At 52.7% G+C, this 23,451-nt stretch carries 14 protein-coding genes, 4 tRNA genes and 3 rRNA genes; all 21 read right to left on the bottom strand.

The features are described 5' to 3' along the window. Positions 1-21 precede the first annotated feature (21 nt). The 21 genes from fusA to ACJJU9_RS02140 all read right to left on the bottom strand — a co-directional run bounded on the left by fusA (position 22) and on the right by ACJJU9_RS02140 (position 23,341). On the bottom strand, positions 22-2,124 hold the full coding sequence (gene fusA / locus ACJJU9_RS02240) for an elongation factor G (RefSeq protein ID WP_153367761.1): 2,103 nt from the start codon (positions 2,122-2,124) through the stop codon (positions 22-24). A 30-nt stretch (positions 2,125-2,154) separates the two neighbouring features. Then, positions 2,155-2,625 (bottom strand): 30S ribosomal protein S7, encoded by a 471-nt coding sequence (gene rpsG / locus ACJJU9_RS02235; RefSeq protein WP_019409900.1) that lies wholly within the window; start codon positions 2,623-2,625, stop codon positions 2,155-2,157. 124 nt (positions 2,626-2,749) lie between these two features. Further along, positions 2,750-3,121, bottom strand: coding sequence for a 30S ribosomal protein S12 (rpsL, locus tag ACJJU9_RS02230; protein WP_002555494.1), 372 nt, complete (start codon positions 3,119-3,121; stop codon positions 2,750-2,752). Positions 3,122-3,335: 214 nt separating this feature from the next. Further along, positions 3,336-7,535 carry a DNA-directed RNA polymerase subunit beta' gene (gene rpoC, locus ACJJU9_RS02225; RefSeq protein ID WP_048373851.1) on the bottom strand — a complete coding sequence of 1,400 codons (4,200 nt, stop codon included), beginning with the start codon at positions 7,533-7,535 and terminating at the stop codon, positions 3,336-3,338. A gap of 64 nt (positions 7,536-7,599) precedes the next feature. Beyond that, entirely contained in the window at positions 7,600-11,673 is a 4,074-nt protein-coding gene (gene rpoB / locus ACJJU9_RS02220; protein ID WP_048373853.1) for a DNA-directed RNA polymerase subunit beta, read from the bottom strand. 219 nt (positions 11,674-11,892) lie between these two features. After that, entirely contained in the window at positions 11,893-12,258 is a 366-nt protein-coding gene (gene rplL / locus ACJJU9_RS02215; RefSeq protein ID WP_048373854.1) for a 50S ribosomal protein L7/L12, read from the bottom strand. Between the two features lie 80 nt (positions 12,259-12,338). Then, positions 12,339-12,839 carry a 50S ribosomal protein L10 gene (gene rplJ, locus ACJJU9_RS02210; RefSeq protein ID WP_048373856.1) on the bottom strand — a complete coding sequence of 167 codons (501 nt, stop codon included), beginning with the start codon at positions 12,837-12,839 and terminating at the stop codon, positions 12,339-12,341. A gap of 195 nt (positions 12,840-13,034) precedes the next feature. Next, complete coding sequence (rplA, locus tag ACJJU9_RS02205) at positions 13,035-13,730, bottom strand: 50S ribosomal protein L1 (protein WP_048373858.1); 696 nt, start codon at positions 13,728-13,730, stop codon at positions 13,035-13,037. Next, the gene (gene rplK / locus ACJJU9_RS02200; RefSeq protein WP_048362305.1) at positions 13,730-14,161 is read right to left on the bottom strand and encodes a 50S ribosomal protein L11; all 432 of its coding nucleotides are present in this window, start codon (positions 14,159-14,161) and stop codon (positions 13,730-13,732) included. The genes rplA and rplK overlap by 1 nt, the downstream gene beginning before the upstream one ends. Positions 14,162-14,281: 120 nt before the next feature. Further along, on the bottom strand, positions 14,282-14,815 hold the full coding sequence (gene nusG, locus ACJJU9_RS02195) for a transcription termination/antitermination protein NusG (RefSeq protein WP_026014126.1): 534 nt from the start codon (positions 14,813-14,815) through the stop codon (positions 14,282-14,284). Between the two features lie 9 nt (positions 14,816-14,824). Next, on the bottom strand, positions 14,825-15,193 hold the full coding sequence (secE, locus tag ACJJU9_RS02190; RefSeq protein ID WP_016779165.1) for a preprotein translocase subunit SecE: 369 nt from the start codon (positions 15,191-15,193) through the stop codon (positions 14,825-14,827). Positions 15,194-15,238: 45 nt separating this feature from the next. After that, positions 15,239-15,314: transfer RNA gene (locus ACJJU9_RS02185), tRNA-Trp, on the bottom strand. Between the two features lie 241 nt (positions 15,315-15,555). After that, a tRNA-Thr gene (locus ACJJU9_RS02180) sits at positions 15,556-15,631 on the bottom strand. 25 nt (positions 15,632-15,656) lie between these two features. Continuing rightward, positions 15,657-15,730 (bottom strand) — tRNA-Gly (locus ACJJU9_RS02175). A gap of 24 nt (positions 15,731-15,754) precedes the next feature. Next, a tRNA-Tyr gene (locus tag ACJJU9_RS02170) sits at positions 15,755-15,839 on the bottom strand. Between the two features lie 110 nt (positions 15,840-15,949). Continuing rightward, complete coding sequence (locus ACJJU9_RS02165; protein ID WP_407729956.1) at positions 15,950-16,429, bottom strand: hypothetical protein; 480 nt, start codon at positions 16,427-16,429, stop codon at positions 15,950-15,952. Positions 16,430-16,436: 7 nt separating this feature from the next. Continuing rightward, the gene (locus tag ACJJU9_RS02160) at positions 16,437-17,180 is read right to left on the bottom strand and encodes a pantothenate kinase (protein ID WP_314917679.1); all 744 of its coding nucleotides are present in this window, start codon (positions 17,178-17,180) and stop codon (positions 16,437-16,439) included. Beyond that, positions 17,170-18,117 carry a bifunctional biotin--[acetyl-CoA-carboxylase] ligase/biotin operon repressor BirA gene (gene birA / locus ACJJU9_RS02155; RefSeq protein ID WP_407729955.1) on the bottom strand — a complete coding sequence of 316 codons (948 nt, stop codon included), beginning with the start codon at positions 18,115-18,117 and terminating at the stop codon, positions 17,170-17,172. Before birA ends, ACJJU9_RS02160 begins: the two co-directional genes overlap by 11 nt. A 196-nt stretch (positions 18,118-18,313) precedes the next feature. Next, a 5S ribosomal RNA gene (gene rrf / locus ACJJU9_RS02150) occupies positions 18,314-18,429 on the bottom strand. Positions 18,430-18,589: 160 nt separating this feature from the next. Continuing rightward, a 23S ribosomal RNA gene (locus ACJJU9_RS02145) occupies positions 18,590-21,481 on the bottom strand. 323 nt (positions 21,482-21,804) lie between these two features. Next, positions 21,805-23,341 (bottom strand): 16S ribosomal RNA (locus ACJJU9_RS02140). Together the 16S, 23S and 5S rRNA genes form the textbook arrangement of a ribosomal RNA operon. Between the last annotated feature and the right edge of the window lie 110 nt (positions 23,342-23,451).

Raw genomic sequence — 23,451 nt, 5'->3', positions numbered from 1 at the left:
TGCCTAAAGGACTGAACTAAATCAGCCTTGTTTTTTAGTAACAGCATCGACGATGTGCGACGGCGCTGTATCGTATTTTTTGAATTCCATAGAGTAGCTTGCGCGACCCTGAGACATGGAACGAACGTCGGTCGCATAACCGAACATCTCGCCCAACGGAACTTCAGCACGAATAACTTTGCCGGAGACCGTATCTTCCATACCCTGGATCATGCCGCGACGACGGTTCAAGTCGCCCATCACGTCACCCATATAGTCTTCAGGTGTAACAACCTCTACCGCCATGATCGGCTCAAGCAACTCACCACCGCCCTTCTGGGCCAGTTGCTTGGTAGCCATGGAAGCAGCCACCTTAAACGCCATCTCGTTGGAGTCGACGTCGTGGTAAGAACCATCAAACACGGTAGCCTTCAGGCCGATCAGCGGATAGCCGGCAACAACACCGTTCTTCATCTGCTCTTCGATACCCTTCTGGATAGCCGGGATGTATTCCTTAGGAACCACACCACCTACCACTTCGTTCACGAACTGCAGACCTTCCTGACCTTCGTCAGCAGGTGCAAAACGGATCCAGCAGTGACCAAACTGACCACGACCGCCGGACTGACGAACGAACTTGCCTTCGATTTCACAGTTCTTCGTGATGCGCTCACGATAAGAAACCTGAGGCTTACCGATGTTGGCTTCAACGTTGAACTCACGCTTCATCCGGTCAACCAGGATGTCGAGGTGCAATTCGCCCATGCCGGAGATGATCGTCTGACCAGTCTCTTCATCAGTTTTAACGCGGAAAGACGGGTCTTCCTGAGCAAGTTTGCCCAGTGCAATACCCATTTTTTCCTGGTCATCCTTGGTTTTTGGCTCAACGGCAACCGAAATAACCGGCTCCGGGAAGTCCATGCGAACCAGGATGATTGGCTTGTCAGCGTTGCACAAGGTTTCACCAGTGGTGACGTCCTTCATGCCGATCAAGGCCGCGATGTCACCAGCGCGTACTTCCTTGATCTCTTCGCGGGCGTTAGCGTGCATTTGCACCATACGACCCACGCGCTCTTTCTTGCCTTTAACCGAGTTGATTACGCCGTCACCGGAGTTCAACACGCCCGAGTAAACGCGGACGAAGGTCAAAGTACCCACGAATGGGTCTGTCGCGATCTTGAACGCCAGAGCCGAGAACGGCTCGTTGTCGTCTGCATGACGCTCCAGCTCGATAGTCTCGTCATCCGGGTCAGTACCCTTGATGGCAGGAATATCTACCGGGGCCGGCAGGTAGTCGATCACGGCGTCGAGAACCAGGGGAACGCCCTTGTTCTTGAAGGAAGAACCGCAAACAGCCAAAACGATCTCACCAGCGATAGTACGCTGACGCAGAGCCGCTTTGATTTCCTCGACGGTGAGTTCTTCACCTTCCAGGTACTTGTTCATCAGCTCTTCGCTGGCTTCAGCCGCAGCCTCAACCATGTTGCTGCGCCACTCTTCAGCCAACTCTTGCAGTTCTGCAGGAATAGCTTCACGACGAGCAGTCATACCCTTGTCAGCATCGCTCCAGTAAACCGCTTCCATGGACATCAGATCGATCTGACCCTGGAAGTTGTCTTCGGAACCGATAGCCAACTGGATAGGCACCGGAGTGTGACCCAGACGAGTTTTGATCTGACCGATCACGCGCAGGAAGTTCGCACCAGCACGGTCCATCTTGTTTACGTAAACAAGACGTGGAACGCCGTACTTGTTGGCTTGACGCCATACGGTTTCGGACTGAGGCTCAACACCCGAGGTGCCGCAGAACACAACAACCGCGCCATCGAGTACACGCAGGGAACGCTCAACTTCAATAGTGAAGTCTACGTGGCCCGGGGTATCGATTACGTTGAAGCGGTAGTTATCGTACTGCTTGTTAGAACCCTGCCAAAAGGTAGTGATCGCAGCAGAAGTAATGGTAATACCACGCTCCTGCTCCTGCACCATCCAGTCTGTGGTCGCGGCGCCATCATGCACCTCGCCCATCTTGTGACTTTTGCCAGTGTAAAAAAGTACCCGCTCAGTAGTCGTGGTTTTACCCGCGTCCACGTGTGCACAGATACCAATGTTACGGTAGCGGTTAATCGGTGTAGTACGAGCCATAAAGCCCTCGCAAAGTGAATAGCGCTGAAATTAGAAGCGGTAGTGCGAGAAAGCTTTGTTAGCTTCAGCCATACGGTGCACGTCTTCACGCTTCTTAACTGCTGCGCCCTTGCCTTCAGCAGCGTCCAGCAGTTCGCCAGCCAAGCGCAAAGCCATAGACTTTTCGCCACGCTTACGTGCGAAGTCTACCAACCAGCGCATTGCCAAAGCGTTACGACGGGAAGGACGAACTTCGACCGGAACCTGGTAAGTAGCACCGCCTACACGGCGCGACTTCACTTCGACCAGCGGAGCGATGGCGTCGAGTGCTTTCTCGAAGAGTTCCAGGGGATCGCCGTTCTTACGTTCTTTAACCTTTTCCAGCGCGCCATAAACGATACGCTCGGCAACGGCTTTTTTACCGCTTTCCATCACGTGGTTCATGAACTTGGCCAGGATTTGGCTTCCGTATTTTGGATCGTCAAGCACTTCGCGCTTGGCTGCTACGCGTCTTCTTGGCATGGATAAGCCCTCAAACGGTCTTCAGGTTAGCTCGGGACCATTACACCCTGTGGATGCACGCCCGACCTTACTCTTATCGACTCAGAAAAAAAGAAATCTGCATTTATTTACCAGCGACCGAAGACTACTTCGGCTTCTTGGTACCGTACTTCGAACGACCTTGGTTACGACCTTTAACGCCGGAAGTATCCAAAGAGCCGCGAACGGTGTGATAACGAACACCTGGCAAGTCTTTTACACGACCGCCACGGATCAGTACCACGCTGTGTTCTTGCAGGTTGTGACCTTCACCACCGATGTACGAGGAAACCTCGAAACCGTTGGTCAGGCGCACACGGCATACTTTACGCAGTGCCGAGTTAGGTTTTTTCGGCGTAGTTGTATACACACGGGTGCATACGCCACGACGTTGCGGGCAGTTTTGCAGCGCAGGTACGTCGGATTTCTCGACGATACGCTTACGCGGCTGACGTACCAGCTGGTTGATAGTTGCCATCTACTAGCTCCACTGTTGTCTTGCGACGCTATTGTCTTGCAAGAAAAGCAAAATGGCAGGAACGAATCCCCGCCAAATTTAGGGGTACAAGAGTCTAAAGAGGATCCTGCCCCCAGTCAAGGCAAAGCCCCGACCCCTCCCCCATCAAAGCTCGACTAATTGTCTTGATTCGATGAACGGAAAGACCGGGGCCTACCCTTATTTATCGCAGAACTCAGTTACCGCTAGAGTTCAGCGCTTCGGTCAGTGCAGCTTCCACTTCACTGGCGCTTACGCGCAATGGCTTGTCTGCATCACGGCGACGCTTACGCTCGCTGTGGTAGGCCAAACCAGTACCTGCCGGGATCAAACGACCCACGACAACGTTTTCTTTCAGGCCGCGCAGGTAGTCGCGCTTGCCAGTTACCGCTGCTTCGGTCAGTACGCGGGTTGTCTCTTGGAAAGAGGCCGCGGAGATGAACGATTCAGTCGACAACGACGCTTTGGTGATACCCAACAGAACGCGAGTGAACTTGGAGACAAATTTGTCTTCGTTACCCAGGCGCTCGTTTTCGACCAGTACCTGCGTCAGCTCCATCTGGTCGCCCTTGATGAAGGAGGAATCACCCGACTCGGAAATTTCAACTTTACGCAACATCTGACGCAGGATGGTCTCGATGTGCTTATCGTTGATCTTCACGCCTTGCAGACGGTAAACGTCTTGAATCTCGTTAACGATGTACTTGGCCAGCGCACTCACACCCAGCAAACGCAGGATGTCGTGTGGATCGCTTGGACCGTCGGAGATAACTTCGCCGCGGTTCACTTGCTCGCCTTCGAAGACGTTCAGGTGACGCCACTTTGGAATCAGCTCTTCGTACGGATCGGTACCGTCGTTCGGCGTAATAACCAGGCGGCGCTTGCCTTTGGTTTCTTTACCGAACGCGATGGTGCCGCTGACTTCAGCCAAAATAGAGGCTTCTTTCGGACGACGCGCTTCGAACAAGTCAGCAACGCGTGGCAGACCACCGGTGATGTCTCGAGTTTTCGAAGTCTCTTGCGGAATACGAGCGATAACGTCACCGATCGCGATTTCCGCACCATCCGCTACACCAACCAATGCGTTGGCTGGCAGGAAGTACTGGGCCGGTACGTCGGTACCTGGCAACAGCAGATCCTTACCATCAACACCTACCATCTTAACGGCCGGGCGAATTTCTTTGCCGGCTGCTGGACGGTCTTTGGCGTCAAGCACTTCAATGTTGGTCATACCGGTCAATTCGTCAGTCTGACGCTTGATCGTGATGCCTTCTTCCATGCCCACGTAGGTCACGGTACCTTTCATTTCGGTAACGATTGGGTGAGTGTGCGGATCCCACTTGGCTACGATCGAGCCAGCGTCAACCTTGTCACCTTCTTTAACCGAAATTACGGCACCGTACGGCAGCTTGTAACGCTCACGCTCACGACCGAAGTCATCAGCGATTGCCAGCTCACCCGAACGCGATACGGCTACCAGGCAACCATCTACACGCTCAACGTGCTTCAGGTTGTGAAGACGGACAGTACCGCCATTCTTCACCTGAACGCTGTCAGCAGCAGAGGTCCGGCTTGCCGCACCACCGATGTGGAACGTACGCATTGTCAGCTGTGTACCTGGCTCACCGATCGACTGAGCAGCGATTACGCCGACAGCTTCACCGATGTTCACCTGGTGACCACGAGCCAGATCGCGACCGTAGCACTTGGCGCAGATACCGAAACGGGTTTCGCAGCTGATTGGCGAACGTACGATCACTTCGTCGATGCTGTTCAGCTCGATGAACTCAACCCACTTCTCGTCAACCAGGGTGCCAGCAGGAACGATAACTTCATCAGTACCTGGCTTGAATACGTCACGGGCGATTACTCGGCCCAGTACGCGCTCACCCAACGGCTCTACAACGTCGCCGCCTTCAATGTGCGGAGTCATCAGCAGACCGTGTTCGGTACCGCAGTCGACTTCAGTTACTACCAGATCCTGCGCTACGTCTACCAGACGACGCGTCAAGTAACCGGAGTTAGCCGTTTTCAAGGCCGTATCCGCAAGACCCTTACGAGCACCGTGAGTAGAGATGAAGTACTGAAGTACGCTCAAACCTTCACGGAAGTTCGCAGTAATCGGCGTTTCGATGATGGAACCGTCCGGCTTGGCCATTAGACCACGCATACCGGCCAGCTGACGGATCTGCGCAGCAGAACCCCGTGCGCCGGAGTCGGCCATCATGTACATGGAGTTGAACGACTCTTGCTCAACTTCATCACCGTGACGGTCGATAACCTTCTCTTTCGAGAGGTTCGACATCATCGCCTTGGAAACTTCATCGTTAGCTTTCGACCAAAGGTCGATTACTTTGTTGTACTTCTCGCCCTGTGTTACCAGGCCCGAGGCGTACTGGCTTTCGATTTCTTTCACTTCGTCGGTAGCAGCACCGATGATGCGCGCTTTTTCATCCGGGATAACGAAGTCGTTAACACCGATCGAAACGCCGGAAATAGTCGAGTAAGCGAAACCGGTGTACATCAACTGGTCAGCGAAGATCACAGTCTCTTTCAAACCAACCACGCGGTAGCACTGGTTGATCAGCTTGGAGATTGCCTTTTTCTTCATTGGCAAGTTGACGACGTCGTACGACAGGCCTTTTGGAACAACCTGGAACAACAGCGCACGGCCGACAGTGGTGTCGACGATACGGGTGTTGGTCACGCTGCCGCCATCACGGTCGTTAACGGTTTCGGTGATCCGTACTTTAACCTTGGCGTGCAGTGCGGCTTCGCCGGCACGGAACACACGGTCAACTTCTTGCAGATCCGCGAATACACGACCTTCGCCTTTGGCGTTGATCGCTTCACGGGTCATGTAGTACAGACCCAATACAACGTCCTGCGAAGGAACGATGATTGGCTCACCGTTCGCTGGCGACAGAATGTTGTTGGTCGACATCATCAACGCACGGGCTTCCAACTGGGCTTCCAGTGTCAGCGGTACGTGTACAGCCATCTGGTCGCCGTCGAAGTCGGCGTTGTACGCAGCACAGACCAGAGGGTGCAGCTGGATAGCTTTACCTTCGATCAGTACCGGTTCAAATGCCTGAATACCCAGACGGTGAAGCGTTGGCGCACGGTTGAGGAGCACCGGGTGTTCGCGGATTACTTCAGCGAGAACGTCCCAAACCTCTGGCAGCTCACGCTCAACCATTTTCTTGGCGGCTTTAATGGTGGTAGCAAGACCACGCATTTCCAGCTTGCCGAAGATGAACGGCTTGAACAGCTCGAGTGCCATTTTTTTAGGCAGACCGCACTGGTGCAGACGCAGGGTCGGACCTACGGTAATTACCGAACGACCCGAGTAGTCAACACGCTTACCGAGCAAGTTCTGACGGAAACGACCTTGCTTACCCTTGATCATGTCAGCCAAGGATTTCAGAGGACGCTTGTTCGAACCCGTGATGGCGCGGCCACGACGACCGTTGTCCAGCAAGGCGTCGACAGCTTCTTGCAACATACGCTTTTCGTTACGCACGATGATGTCCGGAGCGGACAGATCAAGCAGGCGCTTCAAGCGGTTGTTACGGTTGATCACTCGACGATACAGATCGTTGAGGTCGGAAGTCGCGAAACGACCACCGTCCAACGGAACCAACGGACGCAGATCTGGCGGCAGAACCGGCAGAACGGTCAGCACCATCCACTCAGGAAGGTTGCCGGAGCCCAGGAAGGCTTCCATCAACTTCAAGCGCTTGGACAGCTTCTTGATTTTGGTTTCGGAGTTGGTTTGCGGAATTTCTTCACGCAGACGGCCAATCTCGTGTTCCAGATCGATAGCGTGCAGCAGCTCACGCACAGCCTCGGCACCCATACGGGCATCGAAGTCGTCGCCGAACTCTTCCAGCGCTTCGAAATACTGCTCGTCGTTCAGCAGCTGACCTTTTTCAAGGGTGGTCATGCCTGGATCGATAACAACATAGCTCTCGAAGTAGAGAACGCGTTCGATATCACGCAGGGTCATGTCCATCAGCAAGCCGATACGGGACGGCAGCGATTTCAGGAACCAGATATGGGCAACTGGCGAAGCCAGTTCAATGTGAGCCATGCGCTCACGGCGGACCTTGGCCAGTGCAACTTCAACGCCGCACTTCTCACAGATCACACCGCGGTGCTTCAAGCGCTTGTACTTACCGCACAGGCACTCGTAATCCTTTACCGGGCCAAAGATTTTGGCGCAGAACAGGCCGTCACGCTCAGGCTTGAACGTACGGTAGTTGATGGTTTCCGGCTTTTTAACTTCACCGAACGACCACGAGCGGATCATCTCAGGCGATGCCAATCCAATACGGATGGCGTCGAACTCTTCGACTTGACCCTGGTTTTTCAGCAAATTCAGTAGGTCTTTCAAGGCCTTTCCTCCTGGCGGAGCAGAGAGCGGGCAGTGCAGCCCCGCTCTCGATTCGCGTCACGTGTTATTCGGTTTCCAGATCGATATCGATGCCGAGGGAACGAATTTCTTTGATCAACACGTTGAAGGACTCGGGCATGCCCGGCTCCATACGGTGATCGCCGTCCACGATGTTTTTGTACATCTTGGTACGACCGTTCACATCGTCCGACTTCACTGTGAGCATTTCTTGCAGAGTGTATGCCGCGCCGTAAGCTTCCAGCGCCCAGACCTCCATCTCCCCGAAACGCTGACCACCGAACTGCGCCTTACCACCCAACGGCTGTTGGGTAACCAGGCTGTAAGAACCAGTAGAACGAGCGTGCATCTTGTCGTCTACCAAGTGGTTCAGCTTCAGCATGTACATGTAGCCAACGGTAACCGGACGCTCGAACTTGTTGCCGGTACGACCATCAGTCAGCACCATCTGGCCGCTGTCTGGCAAGTCTGCCAAACGAAGCATTGCCTTGATTTCGCTTTCTTTGGCACCGTCGAACACCGGGGTAGCCATCGGTACACCGCCGCGAAGGTTCTTCGCCAGATCAAGGATTTCTTGATCAGAGAAGTCATCCAGGCTTTCTTGACGACCGCCAATTTCGTTGTAGATCTCATGCAGGAACTTACGCAGGTCAGCAACCTTGCGCTGTTCTTCAATCATGAGGTTGATCTTCTCGCCCAAACCTTTGGCTGCAAGGCCCAAGTGGGTTTCGAGAATCTGACCAACGTTCATACGCGAAGGTACGCCCAACGGGTTAAGGACAACATCAACCGGGGTGCCATTGGCATCGTACGGCATGTCTTCAACCGGCATGATCACGGAGACCACACCTTTGTTACCGTGACGACCGGCCATCTTGTCACCCGGCTGGATGCGACGACGGATTGCCAGGTAAACCTTGACGATTTTCAGCACGCCTGGAGCCAGGTCATCGCCCTGCTGCAGTTTGCGCTTCTTGTCTTCGAACTTGTCGTCCAGCAGACGACGGCGATCGATGATGTAAGCCTGAGCTTTCTCAAGTTGCTCGTTCAGAGCATCTTCAGCCATGCGCAGCTTGAACCACTGACCGTGCTCAAGACCGTCCAGGACTTCATTGGTGATTTCCTGGCCTTTCTTCAGACCGGCACCACCTTCGGCAATTTGACCGACCAGGGCAGAGCGCAGACGTTCGAAAGTAGCGCCTTCAACAATGCGGAACTCTTCGTTCAGATCCTTGCGGATTTCGTCCAGCTGAGTCTTCTCGATCGACAGGGCACGAGCATCGCGCTCTACGCCATCACGAGTGAAGACTTGTACGTCAATGACAGTACCTTTGGTACCGGTTGGTACGCGTAGGGAGGTGTCTTTAACGTCGCTGGCTTTTTCACCGAAGATTGCACGCAGCAGTTTTTCTTCCGGGGTCAGCTGGGTCTCGCCTTTCGGAGTGACCTTACCTACCAGGATGTCGCCCGGGCCAACTTCGGCGCCGACGTAAACGATACCGGCTTCGTCCAGCTTGTTCAGTGCAGCTTCACCCACGTTCGGGATGTCTGCAGTGATTTCTTCAGGGCCAAGCTTGGTGTCACGGGCCACACAGGTCAGTTCCTGAATGTGGATCGTGGTGAAACGGTCTTCTTGAACAACACGTTCCGACAGGCAGATGGAGTCTTCGAAGTTGAAGCCGTTCCATGCCATGAAGGCGATACGCATGTTCTGGCCCAGAGCCAATTCACCCATATCGGTGGACGGACCATCGGCCATGATGTCGCTACGCTGAACCCGATCACCTTTACGCACCAGCGGACGCTGGTTGATGCAGGTGTTCTGGTTGGAGCGGGTGTATTTGGTCAGGTTGTAGATATCAACACCAGCTTCGCCGGTCTCAACTTCATCATCAGCAACACGAACCACGATACGGCTTGCATCGACGGAATCAATAACGCCGCCACGACGAGCCACGACGCAAACGCCGGAGTCACGAGCTACGTTACGCTCCATGCCAGTACCTACCAGCGGCTTGTCAGCGCGCAGTGTTGGTACAGCTTGACGCTGCATGTTCGAACCCATCAACGCACGGTTGGCGTCGTCGTGCTCGAGGAACGGAATCAGCGACGCAGCAACCGAAACTACCTGTTTCGGCGAAACGTCCATCAAGGTGACGTCTTCCGGCGCCTTAACGGTGAATTCGTTCAAGTGACGAACAGCTACCAGTTCATCAACCAGGACTTTCTGGTCGTTCATGGTGGCCGAAGCCTGAGCGATAACGTGATCCGCTTCTTCAATAGCAGAAAGGAACACGATCTCGTCGGTAACCAACGCGTCTTTCACTACACGGTACGGACTCTCGAGGAATCCGTACTGGTTGGTGCGCGCATAGGCAGCCAAGGAGTTGATCAGACCAATGTTCGGACCTTCTGGCGTTTCAATCGGGCATACACGACCGTAGTGAGTCGGGTGTACGTCACGAACTTCAAAGCCGGCACGCTCACGCGTCAGACCGCCCGGGCCCAGTGCAGAAACACGGCGCTTGTGGGTGATCTCGGACAGCGGGTTGTTCTGGTCCATGAACTGGGACAGCTGGCTGGAACCGAAGAACTCTTTCACTGCCGCAGCCACTGGCTTGGCGTTGATCAAGTCTTGCGGCATCAGGCCTTCGCTTTCAGCCATCGACAGACGCTCTTTGACCGCACGCTCAACACGTACCAGGCCAACGCGGAACTGGTTTTCAGCCATTTCGCCTACGCAGCGAACACGACGGTTACCCAGGTGGTCGATGTCATCGACGATGCCTTTGCCGTTACGGATGTCGACCAGAGTCTTCAGTACCGCGACGATGTCTTCTTTGCACAACACGCCCGAACCTTCGATTTCGGTACGACCGATACGACGGTTGAACTTCATCCGGCCGACCGCAGACAGGTCATAGCGCTCAGGGCTGAAGAACAGGTTGTTGAACAGAGTCTCGGCAGCATCCTTGGTTGGAGGCTCGCCAGGACGCATCATGCGATAGATCTCAACCAGCGCTTCCAGTTGGTTGCTGGTGGAGTCAATTTTCAGCGTGTCCGAAATGAACGGACCGCAGTCGATATCGTTGGTGTACAACGTTTCGATGCGAACGACTTGGCTCTTGGCAACTTTTGCCAGGATTTCAGTGGTCAGCTCGGTGTTGCACTCAGCAATGATTTCGCCAGTCGCCGGGTGCACGATAGCTTTGGCCGTTGTGCGACCCAGGACATAGTCCAGAGGCATAACAAGCTCTTTGATACCGGCTTTTTCCAGCTGGTTGATATGGCGAGCAGTGATACGACGGCCCTGCTCAACAATCACCTTGCCTTTGTCATCGGTAATGTCGATGGCCGCGATTTCACCGCGCAGGCGCTGAGGTACCAGTTCCAGGCTGATGCTTTCGCCTTGAACGTGGAAAACGTTAGTGGTGTAGAACGCTTCCAGTACTTGCTCAGTGCTATAGCCGAGCGCGCGCAGCAATACGGACGCAGGCAGCTTGCGACGACGGTCAATACGTACGAACACGCAGTCTTTAGGGTCGAACTCAAAGTCCAACCACGAACCACGGTAAGGAATGATACGCGCGGAATACAGCAGCTTACCGGAGCTGTGCGTCTTGCCGCGGTCGTGGTCAAAGAACACGCCCGGGGAACGGTGCAGCTGGGAAACAATTACACGCTCGGTACCGTTGATTACGAAGGTACCGTTTTCAGTCATCAGGGGGATTTCACCCATGTAGACTTCTTGCTCTTTGATGTCCTTGATCGCTTTATTCGACGATTCTTTGTCGAAAATGATCAAACGAACCTTCACCCGCAAAGGTACGGCGTAAGTCACACCGCGCAACACGCATTCTTTGACATCAAATGCCGGTTCGCCCAGGCGATAACCGACATACTCCAGCGCAGCATTGCCGGAGTAGCTGATGATCGGGAAAACGGATTTGAAGGCCGCATGCAGGCCCACGTCGCGGAACTGATCTTTAGTCGCTCCCGCCTGCAAGAATTCACGATACGAATCCAGCTGGATTGCCAAGAGATACGGCACATCCATGACGTCCGGCAACTTGCTAAAGTCCTTGCGGATACGTTTTTTCTCAGTATATGAGTAAGCCATCAGCGTTCCCCAGCTTGGTCACCTGCTTGTTTGGCCTCTCCCGACGGGAGCAGCCAGAAAATCGTGCAAACCCCTTGGTTTGCTCCACCGCACAGGGTGGTTACAGCTCGTTTATGGCGCCAACCCAGTCGGCTGCCAAGAACGGAAAAAGGCCGGTGGCATGAGCCACCAGCCATCAGCCTCAGCTTAACGCTTGGGCTGGAGACGCAAGGTCGATGCTTACTTCAGCTCGACTTTAGCGCCTGCTTCTTCCAGAGCAGCTTTGGCTTTGTCAGCTGCGTCTTTAGCAACAGCTTCCAGAACCATTGCTGGAGCGCCGTCAACTACTGCCTTGGCTTCTTTCAAGCCCAGACCAGTCAGTTCACGAACAGCCTTGATCACGTTTACTTTCTTCTCGCCAGCTTCCAGCAGCATGACGTTGAATTCAGTTTGCTCTTCAACGACAGCAGCAGCAACAGCAGGACCAGCAGAAGCAGCAGCAGCCGAAACGCCGAACTTCTCTTCCATTGCTTTGATCAGCTCAACGATTTCCAGAACGGATTTCTCGCCGATTGCTTCGATGATTTGCTCGTTAGTCAGAGACATGACTATAAATTCCTGTATTGGGGTGACAGCCTATGCGGCCATCGAAATAAACAATAAACGCTGAAAGGAGTTGCTCAGCCTTAAGCTGCAGCTGCTTCTTTCTGGTCGCGAAGTGCCGCCAGAGTACGAGCCAATTTGCTGGTAGCGCCTTGAATCACGCTCATCAGCTGAGAAATTGCTTCGTCACGGGTCGGCAGGCTTGCCAGTACGTCGATCTGATTAGCTGCGAGGTACTTGCCCTCGAACGCAGCTGCCTTGATCTCGAACTTATCCTGACCTTTAGCGAACTCTTTGAACAAACGGGCAGCAGCGCCTGGGTGTTCGTTGGAGAATGCGATCAAGGTCGGGCCAGTGAACACGTCGTTGAGAACACTGTATTCAGTGTCAGCAACAGCGCGCTTGAGCAGGGTGTTACGTACAACACGTACGTATACGCCAGCTTCACGAGCCTCTTTACGGAGTCCGGTCATAGCGCCAACTGTCACGCCGCGGGCATCAGCCACAACAGCAGACAGGGCAACTTTGGCAGCCTCGTTGACTTCAGCGACGATGGCCTTCTTGTCTTCGAGTTTAATTGCCACGGGTTTAACTCCTGCTTGTTACCGTTTCATCTGACCTGAGTCGGATGTCGTTTTGGTGTCTGATTCGGTAAGGAACCGGGAGCACCATCTGCGTAGGCTTGAGGTTTAAGACTTGCGCCGCCTACGGTCTTGGATAGCCCCCGCCAGGCAGGGACCCCAATCTTTCATTGGCGCAGCATGCTGCGCCAATTTGTCTTACGCGTTCAACGAACCTTGGTCGATGACCAGGCCTGGGCCCATAGTGGTGCTCAGAGTAACGCGCTTAACATAAATACCTTTCGAGGAAGCTGGCTTGATACGCTTCAAATCAGCGATCAGGGCTTCAACGTTTTCCTTCAGTTGAACAGCGTCGAAACCGACCTTGCCAACGGAAGTGTGGATGATACCGTTTTTGTCGGTGCGATAACGAACCTGACCAGCTTTTGCGTTCTTAACCGCAGTTGCTACGTCTGGAGTTACAGTACCAACCTTAGGGTTAGGCATCAGACCACGTGGACCGAGGATCTGACCCAACTGACCTACAACACGCATTGCGTCCGGGGAAGCAATAACTACGTCGTAGTTCAGGTCGCCGCCTTTCATTTCGGCAGCCAGGTCGTCCATACCAACGCGATCAGCGCCAGCAGCCAAAGCAGCTTCAGCAGCTGGACCCTGGGTGAACACAGCTACACGTACAGTCTTGCCAGTGCCGTGTGGCAGCACAGTTGCGCTACGAACAACCTGGTCAGATTTACGTGGGTCTACGCCCAGGTTAACAGCGATGTCGAAAGACTCGCTGAACTTAACAGTCGACAGCTCAGCCAGCAGAGCAGCAGCGTCTACAAAGTTGTAAGACTTGCCAGCTTCAATTTTACCGGCGATTGCCTTTTGACGCTTAGTCAGCTTAGCCATTACACACCCTCCACGTTAAGGCCCATGCTACGAGCAGAACCGGCGATGGTACGCACGGCTGCATCCAAATCAGCTGCAGTCAGATCCGCGTTTTTGGTTTTCGCGATTTCTTCCAGCTGAGCACGGGTAACGGTGCCAACCTTAACGGTGTTAGGGCGAGCCGAACCGCTAGTCAGACCAGCAGCCTTCTTCAGCAGAACCGAAGCAGGGGTCGACTTGGTTTCGAATGTGAAGCTACGGTCGCTGTATACAGTGATGATCACTGGAGTCGGCAGGCCTGGCTCAATACCCTGAGTACGGGCGTTGAAAGCTTTGCAGAATTCCATGATGTTCACACCGTGCTGACCCAAAGCTGGACCAACAGGTGGGCTTGGATTGGCCTGAGCGGCCTTCACTTGCAGCTTGATGTAAGCGGTAATCTTCTTGGCCATGAGGCACTCCAATTACGGGTTCAGACGCCTAACTTAAAAGGCTCCCCGGTTACTTGCGTGTTTATCCCAGTGACGACAAAACCCCACGACCGAAGCCGTGGGGTTGGGATGCGTGTTCAGCTAGACCTTTTCGACCTGGCTAAACTCTAGCTCCACCGGAGTGGAACGTCCGAAAATGAGCACAGCCACCTGGATGCGACTCTTTTCGTAGTTAACTTCTTCGACCGTGCCGTTAAAGTCGGCAAACGGACCGTCGGTGACGCGAACAACTTCACCCGGCTCGAACAGTGTCTTCGGCTTGGGCTTGTCGCTGCCATCAGCAACGCGACGCAGAATTGCTTCTGCCTCTTTGTCTGTAATCGGTGCAGGCTTATCAGCAGTACCACCGATGAATCCCATGACACGAGGGGTATCCTTGACCAAGTGCCAAGTACCTTCGCTCATGTCCATCTGGACTAGCACATAACCAGGGAAGAACTTGCGTTCGCTTTTGCGTTTCTGGCCATTACGCATTTCAACCACTTCTTCAGTGGGAACCAGAATTTCGCCGAAGCCATCTTCCATGCCTGCCAGCTTAATACGCTCAATCAAAGAGCGCATAACATGCTTTTCGTAACCCGAATAAGCATGCACTACGTACCAACGCTTAGCCACGGGACACCCTTAGCCAACAATCAAGGAAACAAGCCAGCCGAGCAGGGAATCCAAACCCCACAACAGCAACGCCATAACAAGAACAACAGCCACTACGATCAACGTAGTCTGCGTAGTTTCTTGGCGAGTCGGCCATACGACTTTACGAATCTCAGTACGAGCTTCCTTTACCAAGACAGCAAACGACTTGCCTTTTGCGGTTTGCAAACCTACGTAGGCAGCAACAGCAGCAATCACAAGAAGTGCAATGACGCGATACAGGATCGGCGAACCAGAATAATACTGATTCCCAACAACGCCAACTACCACAAGGGCAACCACTACTAGCCACTTGAGGAGATCGAAGCGAGAGCCTTGAACTTCAGCCTTGGGAGTCATCAAAGAGGATCCTGTGAAAAGAAAGCCAGACGCATTGAGCGAATCTGGCAGGTCAGGAGGGAATCGAACCCCCAACCTACGGTTTTGGAGACCGTCGCTCTGCCAATTGAGCTACTGACCTAAAACATTATCGAGCCGCCGATTATGCAGACCCGAGAGAGACTTTTCAACAACCTTTGCAATTACTTTATCGCCAAGCCCAAAACCTAACGACACGTCAGCAGCAGAATGCAGGCCACCAACGACAGCAATCGCCAACCAGAGCAGCAACACCTCTCAACAGCGCCACCAGCAAACACTCCGGACAAGCTTTTCAGCCCGTTAAAACAAAGGCAGATATTTTCATATCTGCCTTGTTTATATGGAGCTCTTGAGCGGATTTGAACCGCTGACCTCACCCTTACCAAGGGTGTGCTCTACCAACTGAGCTACAAGAGCAAAACACCATTGAAACCAGCGCGAATGGAGCGGGTGGCGGGAATCGAACCCGCATCATCAGCTTGGAAGGCTGAGGTTCTACCACTAAACTACACCCGCAAATCATGCTGATTTGCGCAAATATGGTGGAGGGGGAAGGATTCGAACCTTCGAAGTCGTAGACGTCAGATTTACAGTCTGATCCCTTTGGCCGCTCGGGAACCCCTCCTGAGCTGAGCTGGATTCTACAGCATCCCAACTCTTTGTCAACCGCTTTTCTCAATTAAATCATTAAGTTAGCTTGATGACTCACTTCACATTTAAAACCGTTCCCGGTGTTCACTGTGGAGCGGGCGCCATTCTATGCAAACTATCGGACGCCTGCAACCCCTGGCACTGCTTTTTTTCGTATTTCAACTCATTGAATTCATTGAGAAGACTTTGTAGAACCTTTTCAACAGCCTGCACATTGTCCGATGGAGAAAGGACCAGGACAAAATCACCTGCGCCCGCACCCTCCAGGCTATCCAAACCACTCTTTATGCCTGCATCTGACAAACTTTCTTTAATCTTGACCTCAGCGTCAGAGCGGATCAACCCGCTCAGGTAGAAGCAGACACCCTTATCACTGCTCGCGCCTTCTCCAGACTGTACAGGGACAAGCCCCGTTCGCGTTTCACTCAGCAGCTGTATTTCCTGCTTGCTTCCTTTGTACAGCGATAGAGATACAACCTCCTTCGCTTTAAGAGGAGCCTCTTGCTGATTCCATACAAAGTAGAAAATATTTAATACAACCAGCAGCAGAAACAACCAGCGCATAGAAACCTCAATAAATAGGACAAGCTGCAGCCAAGCCTATGAACACAAGGTCTTTCACCAAGCGCCCCTCAGGTACAGCACAAGCCACGAGATCTGCATCACCGCCCGTGAGAAACACCTCGAAATCATCCCCCCAGTAATCACGTGCCAATTGCAACTGACTCAGGACAAACCCGCGCAACATCATTAGACAGCCACGTTCCACAGCTTCAACAGTCGTCCGTCCAGGGCTATTTCGCAACAACGCCTGCTCAGCCGAAAGATTGTCATATCTGATTCGCCGGGTATGCGTGCGCAACTCGTTACGCATTAACGGTAATCCAGGGCATATGAACCCACCCAAATGCTTACCGTCTTTAGCCACAAAATCGGCTGTGACAGCAGTCCCCAGATCCAGGACAAGACAGGCGCGTCTGGAGAGCTCATAAGCGCCGATCAAGGCTAGCCAGCGGTCCAAGCCTAGACGCTCAAAGTCCTCATAGCCGTTCGTTACTCCCGCCATCACTCTTGCCGGGCTTGCACACACTACTTCTACCGAGAATGTGGACGACAAAAGAGCAGCCAGACTCGCAGTTTCATCGTCACTGCGCACACTCACTAAACGGCAGCGCGTGATGCGCAGCAACGGGCTAGCCAAGAGCGCGGCTATGAGACCAACATCGGAATCTACAACGCCACCGTCGACCACAGTATCGCTATCAAGTACTCGCCACTTGATAAAACTGTTACCGCAATCCATTTCAAGAATCATGGCGCAACCTCAAGCTCAGCTCGCCACCACTAAAAACCTTCTCCTGCCCCGCGACGTTAAGACGCAATGCCCCCTGCTGATCCACACCAGCGACCACTCCATCAACAGTGTGTGTACCCGCAATCAACGTAACCTCACGCCCTTGCCACAAATGATTGGACTCCCACTCTGCCTGAATAGCAGCAAATCCTTCAGCCTCGTGGCGAATCAGATAACCCTGCAAATTGCGACCCAAGGCAACAATCAGCTCGTTCCGATTGATCGCCTGACCCGCTTCCAAGCGAACGGATGTCCAGGACTGATCGACATCACTGGCGACCATCATATTAACGTTGATACCGATGCCTATAACGACATGACACACATCAGCTGGATCACCCACCAACTCCAGCAGAATACCGGCGATTTTTTTATTGCCCACCAGTACATCGTTGGGCCACTTTAAACCCGCATCGCAACTCCCAAATTCACGAAGTGAACTCAAAACCGCCAGACCGACAATTAAACTCAGTCCTTCAAGCTGACGCATGCCACCATCAATTCGAAGTACCAGGCTGTAATAAATATTTTCGGCAAACGGGCTAATCCACTTTCTCCCCCTGCGTCCTCGACCTGCGCTCTGCTGCTCGGCCAGAATTACAAAAGGCGCCTGAGCTCCTCCCGAAATTTCGCGCAAAGCTTCTGCGTTCGTAGAATCCAGGGACTCATGAATGAAAACAGGATAAGGGCTTTCAGCGAGCTGATCGCGTTCGAGAAGCTCAAGCGGCGCGGCCAATTGATAGCCACGACCACGAACTTTATGGATAGACAGGTTCAGGTCAGCTTCCAAACGCTGCAACTGCTTCCAGACCGCACTACGGCTTATGCCGAGCGCAGCACCCAGCGCTTGCCCAGAATGAAAACGACCATCTTTAAGAAGCTTCAACAACGTCAGCATGCAAGTTACGCCTCACAATCAGGCACGCATAATAACGACGAGCCACGCTATTGCATAGAAACCCTGTAAGAGAAGGACTGTACAACACTGACAAGCAACGCAACGCTGTAACGCGCCTTGCCCCGTCGACAGTGTTTTTTCGAGCACAAAAACAAAATCCCCGTCTGCGTGAGCAGACAGGGATTTTGGAATTTAATCTTGACGATGACCTACTCTCACATGGGGAAACCCCACACTACCATCGGCGATGCATCGTTTCACTACTGAGTTCGGGATGGGATCAGGTGGTTCCAATGCTCTATGGTCGTCAAGAAATTCGGTAGCCAGGTCGTTACTTACGTAACGCTCCAGCGAATGGGTATGTAATAGAGTCGGTGTTTTGTGAGTTGCAAACTTTCGGTTTGTATCGTCTTCACACACCGCAATCTGGTCGCTTTGCTTACAAAGCCTACTCAAATTGCTTGGGTGTTATATGGTCAAGCCTCACGGGCAATTAGTATTGGTTAGCTCAACGCCTCACAGCGCTTACACACCCAACCTATCAACGTCGTAGTCTTCGACGGCCCTTTAGGGAACTCAAGGTTCCAGTGAGATCTCATCTTGAGGCAAGTTTCCCGCTTAGATGCTTTCAGCGGTTATCTTTCCCGAACATAGCTACCCGGCAATGCCACTGGCGTGACAACCGGAACACCAGAGGTTCGTCCACTCCGGTCCTCTCGTACTAGGAGCAGCCCCTCTCAAATCTCAAACGTCCACGGCAGATAGGGACCGAACTGTCTCACGACGTTCTAAACCCAGCTCGCGTACCACTTTAAATGGCGAACAGCCATACCCTTGGGACCGGCTTCAGCCCCAGGATGTGATGAGCCGACATCGAGGTGCCAAACACCGCCGTCGATATGAACTCTTGGGCGGTATCAGCCTGTTATCCCCGGAGTACCTTTTATCCGTTGAGCGATGGCCCTTCCATACAGAACCACCGGATCACTAAGACCTACTTTCGTACCTGCTCGACGTGTCTGTCTCGCAGTCAAGCGCGCTTTTGCCTTTATACTCTACGACCGATTTCCGACCGGTCTGAGCGCACCTTCGTACTCCTCCGTTACTCTTTAGGAGGAGACCGCCCCAGTCAAACTACCCACCATACACTGTCCTCGATCCGGATAACGGACCTGAGTTAGAACCTCAAAGTTGCCAGGGTGGTATTTCAAGGATGGCTCCACGCAAACTGGCGTTCACGCTTCAAAGCCTCCCACCTATCCTACACAAGCAAATTCAAAGTCCAGTGCAAAGCTATAGTAAAGGTTCACGGGGTCTTTCCGTCTAGCCGCGGATACACTGCATCTTCACAGCGATTTCAATTTCACTGAGTCTCGGGTGGAGACAGCGCCGCCATCGTTACGCCATTCGTGCAGGTCGGAACTTACCCGACAAGGAATTTCGCTACCTTAGGACCGTTATAGTTACGGCCGCCGTTTACCGGGGCTTCGATCAAGAGCTTCGCGTTAGCTAACCCCATCAATTAACCTTCCGGCACCGGGCAGGCGTCACACCCTATACGTCCACTTTCGTGTTTGCAGAGTGCTGTGTTTTTAATAAACAGTCGCAGCGGCCTGGTATCTTCGACCGACGTGAGCTTACGCAGTAAATGCTTCACCCTCATCGGCGCACCTTCTCCCGAAGTTACGGTGCCATTTTGCCTAGTTCCTTCACCCGAGTTCTCTCAAGCGCCTTGGTATTCTCTACCCAACCACCTGTGTCGGTTTGGGGTACGGTTCCTGGTTATCTGAAGCTTAGAAGCTTTTCTTGGAAGCATGGCATCAACCACTTCGTTGTCTAAAAGACAACTCGTCATCAGCTCTCGGCCTTAGAATCCCGGATTTACCTAAGATTCCAGCCTACCACCTTAAACTTGGACAACCAACGCCAAGCTGGCCTAGCCTTCTCCGTCCCTCCATCGCAATAACCAGAAGTACAGGAATATTAACCTGTTTTCCATCGACTACGCTTTTCAGCCTCGCCTTAGGGACCGACTAACCCTGCGTCGATTAACGTTGCGCAGGAAACCTTGGTCTTTCGGCGTGGGTGTTTTTCACACCCATTGTCGTTACTCATGTCAGCATTCGCACTTCTGATACCTCCAGCAAGCTTCTCAACTCACCTTCACAGGCTTACAGAACGCTCCTCTACCGCATCACCTAAGTGATACCCGTAGCTTCGGTGTATGGTTTGAGCCCCGTTAAATCTTCCGCGCAGGCCGACTCGACTAGTGAGCTATTACGCTTTCTTTAAAGGGTGGCTGCTTCTAAGCCAACCTCCTAGCTGTCTAAGCCTTCCCACATCGTTTCCCACTTAACCATAACTTTGGGACCTTAGCTGACGGTCTGGGTTGTTTCCCTTTTCACGACGGACGTTAGCACCCGCCGTGTGTCTCCCATGCTCGGCACTTGTAGGTATTCGGAGTTTGCATCGGTTTGGTAAGTCGGGATGACCCCCTAGCCGAAACAGTGCTCTACCCCCTACAGTGATACATGAGGCGCTACCTAAATAGCTTTCGAGGAGAACCAGCTATCTCCGAGCTTGATTAGCCTTTCACTCCGATCCACAGGTCATCCGCTAACTTTTCAACGGTAGTCGGTTCGGTCCTCCAGTTAGTGTTACCCAACCTTCAACCTGCCCATGGATAGATCGCCCGGTTTCGGGTCTATTCCCAGCGACTAGACGCCCTATTAAGACTCGCTTTCGCTACGCCTCCCCTATTCGGTTAAGCTTGCCACTGAAAATAAGTCGCTGACCCATTATACAAAAGGTACGCAGTCACCTAACAAAGTAGGCTCCCACTGCTTGTACGCATACGGTTTCAGGATCTATTTCACTCCCCTCTCCGGGGTTCTTTTCGCCTTTCCCTCACGGTACTAGTTCACTATCGGTCAGTCAGTAGTATTTAGCCTTGGAGGATGGTCCCCCCATATTCAGACAAAGTTTCTCGTGCTCCGTCCTACTCGATTTCACTGCAAAGATGTTTTCGCGTACAGGGCTATCACCCACTATGGCCGCACTTTCCAGAGCGTTCCGCTAACATCAATACAGCTTAAGGGCTGGTCCCCGTTCGCTCGCCACTACTAAGGGAATCTCGGTTGATTTCTTTTCCTCAGGGTACTTAGATGTTTCAGTTCCCCTGGTTCGCTTCTTAAGCCTATGTATTCAGCTTAAGATACCTAACTTATGTTAGGTGGGTTCCCCCATTCAGACATCTCCGGATCAAAGTCTGTTTGCCGACTCCCCGAAGCTTTTCGCAGGCTACCACGTCTTTCATCGCCTCTGACTGCCAAGGCATCCACCGTATGCGCTTCTTCACTTGACCATATAACCCCAAGCAATCTGGTTATACTATGAAGACAACATTCGCCGAAAATTCGCACACTCAATTAAGAGAATCACAAATTTTACCTTAGCCTGAATAAACACCAGTGAAAGTGTCATTCAGTCTATCTTTCTATCACATACCCAAATTTTTAAAGAACGATCTAATCAAAAGATCAGAAATCAACATTCACCATCATTTGATGGAATGCTCATTTCTAAGCTTTACGACAGAAAAACCACAGAGTAACTCTGCAGTTATCGTCTTCTACAATGAATCAAGCAATTCGTGTGGGAACTTATGGAGCAGCTGATGTCGTCGATTAAGGAGGTGATCCAGCCGCAGGTTCCCCTACGGCTACCTTGTTACGACTTCACCCCAGTCATGAATCACACCGTGGTAACCGTCCTCCCGAAGGTTAGACTAGCTACTTCTGGTGCAACCCACTCCCATGGTGTGACGGGCGGTGTGTACAAGGCCCGGGAACGTATTCACCGTGACATTCTGATTCACGATTACTAGCGATTCCGACTTCACGCAGTCGAGTTGCAGACTGCGATCCGGACTACGATCGGTTTTATGGGATTAGCTCCACCTCGCGGCTTGGCAACCCTTTGTACCGACCATTGTAGCACGTGTGTAGCCCAGGCCGTAAGGGCCATGATGACTTGACGTCATCCCCACCTTCCTCCGGTTTGTCACCGGCAGTCTCCTTAGAGTGCCCACCATTACGTGCTGGTAACTAAGGACAAGGGTTGCGCTCGTTACGGGACTTAACCCAACATCTCACGACACGAGCTGACGACAGCCATGCAGCACCTGTCTCAATGTTCCCGAAGGCACCAATCTATCTCTAGAAAGTTCATTGGATGTCAAGGCCTGGTAAGGTTCTTCGCGTTGCTTCGAATTAAACCACATGCTCCACCGCTTGTGCGGGCCCCCGTCAATTCATTTGAGTTTTAACCTTGCGGCCGTACTCCCCAGGCGGTCAACTTAATGCGTTAGCTGCGCCACTAAGAGTTCAAGACTCCCAACGGCTAGTTGACATCGTTTACGGCGTGGACTACCAGGGTATCTAATCCTGTTTGCTCCCCACGCTTTCGCACCTCAGTGTCAGTATCAGTCCAGGTAGTCGCCTTCGCCACTGGTGTTCCTTCCTATATCTACGCATTTCACCGCTACACAGGAAATTCCACTACCCTCTACCATACTCTAGCTTGCCAGTTTTGGATGCAGTTCCCAGGTTGAGCCCGGGGATTTCACATTCAACTTAACAAACCACCTACGCGCGCTTTACGCCCAGTAATTCCGATTAACGCTTGCACCCTCTGTATTACCGCGGCTGCTGGCACAGAGTTAGCCGGTGCTTATTCTGTCGGTAACGTCAAAGCAGCAAAGTATTAATTTACTGCCCTTCCTCCCAACTTAAAGTGCTTTACAATCCGAAGACCTTCTTCACACACGCGGCATGGCTGGATCAGGCTTTCGCCCATTGTCCAATATTCCCCACTGCTGCCTCCCGTAGGAGTCTGGACCGTGTCTCAGTTCCAGTGTGACTGATCATCCTCTCAGACCAGTTACGGATCGTAGCCTTGGTGAGCCATTACCTCACCAACTAGCTAATCCGACCTAGGCTCATCTGATAGCGCAAGGCCCGAAGGTCCCCTGCTTTCTCCCGTAGGACGTATGCGGTATTAGCGTCCGTTTCCGAACGTTATCCCCCACTACCAGGCAGATTCCTAGGTATTACTCACCCGTCCGCCGCTCTCAAGAGAAGCAAGCTTCTCTCTACCGCTCGACTTGCATGTGTTAGGCCTGCCGCCAGCGTTCAATCTGAGCCATGATCAAACTCTTCAGTTCAAACATCTTTGGGTTTTTAAGAAACCCTAAACTTGGCTCAGCAATCGTTGGTTACATCTTTGATTTCTCGCGGAGTAACTTGTGATGCTGATAATCTTTTTGACTATCAG

The sequence above is a fragment of the Pseudomonas helleri genome, assembly GCF_045830615.1.
Taxonomy (GTDB): domain Bacteria; phylum Pseudomonadota; class Gammaproteobacteria; order Pseudomonadales; family Pseudomonadaceae; genus Aquipseudomonas; species Aquipseudomonas helleri.
The sequence above is the reverse complement of the archived record's forward strand: the minus strand, read 5'-3'. Positions and strand labels throughout refer to the sequence as shown.

Bases quoted from the DNA above. Each gene is read 5' to 3' on its own strand.
- fusA (WP_153367761.1), bottom strand. From the start codon at position 2,124: ATGGCTCGTACTACACCGATTAACCGCTACCGTAACATTGGTATCTGT.
- rpsG (WP_019409900.1), bottom strand. From the start codon at position 2,625: ATGCCAAGAAGACGCGTAGCAGCCAAGCGCGAAGTGCTTGACGATCCA.
- rpsL (WP_002555494.1), bottom strand. From the start codon at position 3,121: ATGGCAACTATCAACCAGCTGGTACGTCAGCCGCGTAAGCGTATCGTC.
- rpoB (WP_048373853.1), bottom strand. From the start codon at position 11,673: ATGGCTTACTCATATACTGAGAAAAAACGTATCCGCAAGGACTTTAGC.
- rplL (WP_048373854.1), bottom strand. From the start codon at position 12,258: ATGTCTCTGACTAACGAGCAAATCATCGAAGCAATCGGCGAGAAATCC.
- rplA (WP_048373858.1), bottom strand. From the start codon at position 13,730: ATGGCTAAGCTGACTAAGCGTCAAAAGGCAATCGCCGGTAAAATTGAA.
- rplK (WP_048362305.1), bottom strand. From the start codon at position 14,161: ATGGCCAAGAAGATTACCGCTTACATCAAGCTGCAAGTGAAGGCCGCT.
- secE (WP_016779165.1), bottom strand. From the start codon at position 15,193: ATGACTCCCAAGGCTGAAGTTCAAGGCTCTCGCTTCGATCTCCTCAAG.
- ACJJU9_RS02165 (WP_407729956.1), bottom strand. From the start codon at position 16,429: ATGCGCTGGTTGTTTCTGCTGCTGGTTGTATTAAATATTTTCTACTTT.
- ACJJU9_RS02160 (WP_314917679.1), bottom strand. From the start codon at position 17,180: ATGATTCTTGAAATGGATTGCGGTAACAGTTTTATCAAGTGGCGAGTA.
- birA (WP_407729955.1), bottom strand. From the start codon at position 18,117: ATGCTGACGTTGTTGAAGCTTCTTAAAGATGGTCGTTTTCATTCTGGG.